The sequence below is a fragment of the Nocardia carnea genome, assembly GCF_029869215.1.
In the GTDB taxonomy this organism is placed as follows: domain Bacteria; phylum Actinomycetota; class Actinomycetes; order Mycobacteriales; family Mycobacteriaceae; genus Nocardia; species Nocardia carnea_B.
Window position 1 is genome coordinate 1 of the sequence record NZ_JARWPM010000331.1, and the last position, 3,749, is coordinate 3,749.

A 3,749-nucleotide genomic window follows, 5' to 3' on the forward strand; every position below is an offset into this window, starting at 1 on the left:
CCCTGCAGACCATGGGCGCGGCGGGCGGGCGGGCCAACCCCACCATCATCGCGCGGCTCTGATCGCCTAACCCGGGATTCGCGGCGGCGAACCCCGTCCCTGACGTCATTGCCGGGGCGGGGTTCGCCGATACGCCGTGGAACCGGGGCTGTGGGTTCGGGTGGGTGGCCCGACTCCGGGGGCCACGGCGCGGCCGCGCGGTCAGAAGCGCCGGGCTCCGACCACGGGCGAATACGACATGGGCGAGATTTCCACCGTGGTGGTCGCGGCGTGGATCACCTGGCCGTCGCCGGCGTACAGGGCGGAATGCCCGCCGCCGCTGTAGGAGATCACATCGCCGACACGTAGCTGGTCCAGTGGCACCGGGGTCCCGGCGGCGAGCTGGGACCAGCTCGTGCGCGGTACATCCACTCCCGCCTGCTGGTAGGCCCATTTCACCAGGCCGGAGCAGTCGAAGGTGTTCGGACCGGTACCGCCGGAGACGTACGGGGCGCCGAGTTTGCTGCGCGCCGCCTGCACCGCGACCTCGCCGGGGGCGGGTGCGAACCGGGGCGCCGGAGCGGGATTTCCGAGACCGGGGATGCCGGCCGGTAGGGGGATCTGATCGGGAACTTCGAAGACGCCGAGACCGGGAACTTCGACCGGCCGGGCTTCGGCGGGAGCGGCGGTGGTGAGGACAGTGCCGGCCGCCGCGGCGAAGAGGGCCATAACGGCCATGCGTTTTCGGACTAGCGGTACTGACTCCATAATTGCGGTCCTCCGTGCTCAGGTCGAGAGCCGGTGGATCGCAACAACTTTCACCGTGCTGTGCACGGCGAGGTAATTCACCGACTACTCGAACAGCGTTGGAAATGCACCACAGCTATATGTCGGTCCTGCAAACCCGGGGAGTCATGTTTCGCCGTCCGCCACTCATGCTTCGGAAACGACACGGACAAGGTGGCTAACGAAACGATAACGGTTGGCGTATGTCCAGCGTAGAGCGGGTCTCGGAATTACGACGGGCGATACCGCGCCTTGATGTGAAAGCGCTCGCCCTGGGGGCCGAACAGGCTCAGGTATTCGACGGGATGTTCGTCGGCATTGCCGAACCAATGCGGCAGATGGGTGTCGAATTCGGCGACCTCGCCCGGTGTCAGCACCATATCCCGGTCGCCGAGGATCAGGCGCAGCCGGCCGTTGAGGACGTAGAGCCAGTGGTAGCCCTCGTGGGTGTGCATTTGCGGTTCGGCCGATTCGCGGCCGGACAGAATCTGCTTGTAGGCCTGCAGGCCGCCGGGTTTGCGGGTGAGCGGAATCAGCGTCTGGCCGTGCCGGTTGATCGGGCGGATATTGACGCGGGGATCGCCGGTTTCCGGCGCGGCGACCAGTTCGTCCAGGGCTACCCGATGCGCTTTGGCCAGCGGCAGCAGTAGTTCGAGGCTGGGCTTGCGCTGCCCGGACTCCAGGCGAGAGAGCGTACTGACCGGGATGCCGGTGATCTCGGAGAGCGCGGACAGGGTGGTGCCGTTGCGTCGCCGCAGCTCACGCAGCCGCGGGCCGATCGCTTCGATGACATCGCCGAACTCCGGATCCATACCGACTATTGCAGTTATGGCAAATAAATTTGTCAAGTTGTCGGGATCTGCGGAAGCTGGGAGACAAGCCCCGAGGAGATCAGGAGACACGGATGGACCAGCAGTTCTGGGACGAGATGTACAGCGAGGCCGAGCAGCGCTTCAGCGGCCTGCCCAACGACGCGCTCGTCGCCGAGGTGACCGGGATGTCGCCCGGGCAGGCGCTCGACCTCGGCTGCGGTGAGGGCGCCGATGCCTACTGGCTGGCCGAACAGGGCTGGCAGGTCACCGCGATCGATATCTCGAAGGTCGCGCTCGAGCGTGCGTCGGCCGGGCATCCGGAGATTTCCTGGCAGCACGCCGATATCACGGTCACCCCGCTACCGGCCCGCTCGTTCGATCTGGTGTCGGCGCACTATTTCCCGATCGAGAAGGAGGCCGATCACGCGACCATGTACGGTCTGCTCGAGGCGGTCGCGCCCGGGGGCACGCTGCTCTTCGTCACCCACGATCCGACCGAAATGCCGGCGCCGGAAGATCACCCGCACCGGTTCGACCCCTACGCCTACTACCTGCCCGCCGATATCGTCCCCCTGCTCGACGACCGGTGGACGGTGGAGGTGAACGATATCCGCGACCGCAACCGGCCCGCGGCCGGTCATCAGATCAAGGATCTCGTGCTGCGGTTGCGGCGCGCCCACTGACGCGGTGAGCCGCGAACCCTTCGCCGAACGGTGAATCGGAGATCCGCGCGTCGCTGCCATCTGGGACGAGAGCTGATTGCTATCGTCGGCGGCAATCTGTGCGCGGAAACCGGAACCATGAGGTGGAGGGTTTTTCATGCGGCTGTACCGGGTGCTCACGGCCGCGGCGGCCGCCACCGTGGTCGTCCTGGCCGTGATCCTGGTGCTGGCGCAGGCCGTCCGGCAGCCCGTGCACCGGGACACCGAGCCCGCTGTGTCACCGGCGGAACTCGCCGCGCAGTGGACCGGGGTCCACGACGGGCCACAGCCCTACCCGGAAGTGCATATCGACAAGAACGTGCACATCACCATGAGCGACGGCGTGGTGCTGAAAGCCGATGTGTACCGGCCCGCGCACACCGGCGACAAGGTGGAGACCGCGCCGCTGCCCACCATCGTCACCATGACGCCGTACTCGAAAATGATGTCCGGCCTGATCGATTCGGCGATCAACAATCCCGAAGCGCAGCGGTTCACCATGGACCTGGTGCGCCGGATCAACCTGTCCGGCACCCCGATCAGCGGTTTCGAGGATCTGCTGCACGCGCTCGACGGCGGCACCGTCGCCACGGTACTCGGCCTCGACAGCAAACTGGTTCGGGCCGGGTACACGGTGGTTTCGGTGGATGTGCGCGGTACCGGGCAGTCACAGGGACTGTGGGACACCCTCGGCGCCCGCGAACAACTCGACACCCGCGAAGTGATCGAATGGTCGGCGGCGCAGCCGTGGTCGAACGGGCGGGTCGCGATGAGCGGCGGCTCCTACTCCGGGATCAACCAGTTGCGCGCCGCGGAGAACGCGCCGAAACCGTTGCAGGCCATCTTCCCGGTCGAACCGGGTAGCGATCTCATGCGCGATGTGGTGGCGCCCGGCGGCGGTGTGGGCGTGACCTTCCTGCCGCTGTGGCTCACCCAGGTGAACCGGGCCAAACTCATGCCGGATGTGCAGTCCATGCTCAACGGCACCTTCGACTGGCAGTGGCTGGCCGACCGGCTGGCCGATCCGGCGACCAATTACGACCTGCTCGCCCAAGCGCTGCTCACCCCCTCGCTGAACCAGATGCCGCCCACCCTGGCCGCCGCCCTGGACGAGAACAGCCCGTTCCGCCAGGGCATCATGGGCGACCCGTCGAAGATCACCGTGCCCACCTTCGTCTACGGCGGCTGGCACGATATCTTCGCCAACAGCGCGACCGCCCTCTACAACGACATCCCGCTGCCACCCGGCCGCAAACAACTCGTCGTCGGCGACACCTACCACGCCAATCCCGGTGCCGGCACCGGAAGGCCCGGCGCCCCACCGCGTTTGGATGTACTGCAGCGCGCCTGGTTCGACCACTGGCTCCGCGCTTGCGCAAACGGCATAGCCCCCAAAGGGGCGGGGGTGGTGTGGGGGGAGGGCGGGGGGGGGGGGACCCGCCAACAGTTACCCCCGCCCCGGGTGACCCCA

4 protein-coding genes are annotated in these 3,749 nt (G+C 67.1%); 2 read left to right on the forward strand and 2 right to left on the reverse strand.

Going from position 1 to position 3,749, the window contains the following annotated elements:
• Window positions 1–201: 201 nt before the first annotated feature.
• Both QH276_RS23235 and QH276_RS23240 read right to left on the reverse strand, forming a co-directional pair.
• Complete coding sequence (locus tag QH276_RS23235) at window positions 202–717, reverse strand: C40 family peptidase (RefSeq protein WP_280396729.1); 516 nt, start codon at window positions 715–717, stop codon at window positions 202–204.
• Window positions 718–995: 278 nt separating this feature from the next.
• Window positions 996–1,577: a helix-turn-helix domain-containing protein gene (locus QH276_RS23240; RefSeq protein ID WP_280396728.1), complete on the reverse strand. Its 582-nt coding sequence runs from the start codon at window positions 1,575–1,577 to the stop codon at window positions 996–998.
• Between the two features lie 92 nt (window positions 1,578–1,669).
• Between QH276_RS23240 and QH276_RS23245 the strand changes: the two genes are divergently transcribed.
• Complete coding sequence (locus QH276_RS23245; protein WP_280396727.1) at window positions 1,670–2,260, forward strand: class I SAM-dependent methyltransferase; 591 nt, start codon at window positions 1,670–1,672, stop codon at window positions 2,258–2,260.
• A gap of 136 nt (window positions 2,261–2,396) precedes the next feature.
• On the forward strand, window positions 2,397–3,749 hold a 1,353-nt coding region (locus QH276_RS23250; protein WP_280406901.1), incomplete at its 3' end, for a CocE/NonD family hydrolase.

Coding starts and splice junctions, on each gene's coding strand:
- QH276_RS23245 (WP_280396727.1), top strand. CDS start 1,670: ATGGACCAGCAGTTCTGGGACGAGATGTACAGCGAGGCCGAGCAGCGC.
- QH276_RS23235 (WP_280396729.1), bottom strand. CDS start 717: ATGGCCGTTATGGCCCTCTTCGCCGCGGCGGCCGGCACTGTCCTCACC.
- QH276_RS23240 (WP_280396728.1), bottom strand. CDS start 1,577: ATGGATCCGGAGTTCGGCGATGTCATCGAAGCGATCGGCCCGCGGCTG.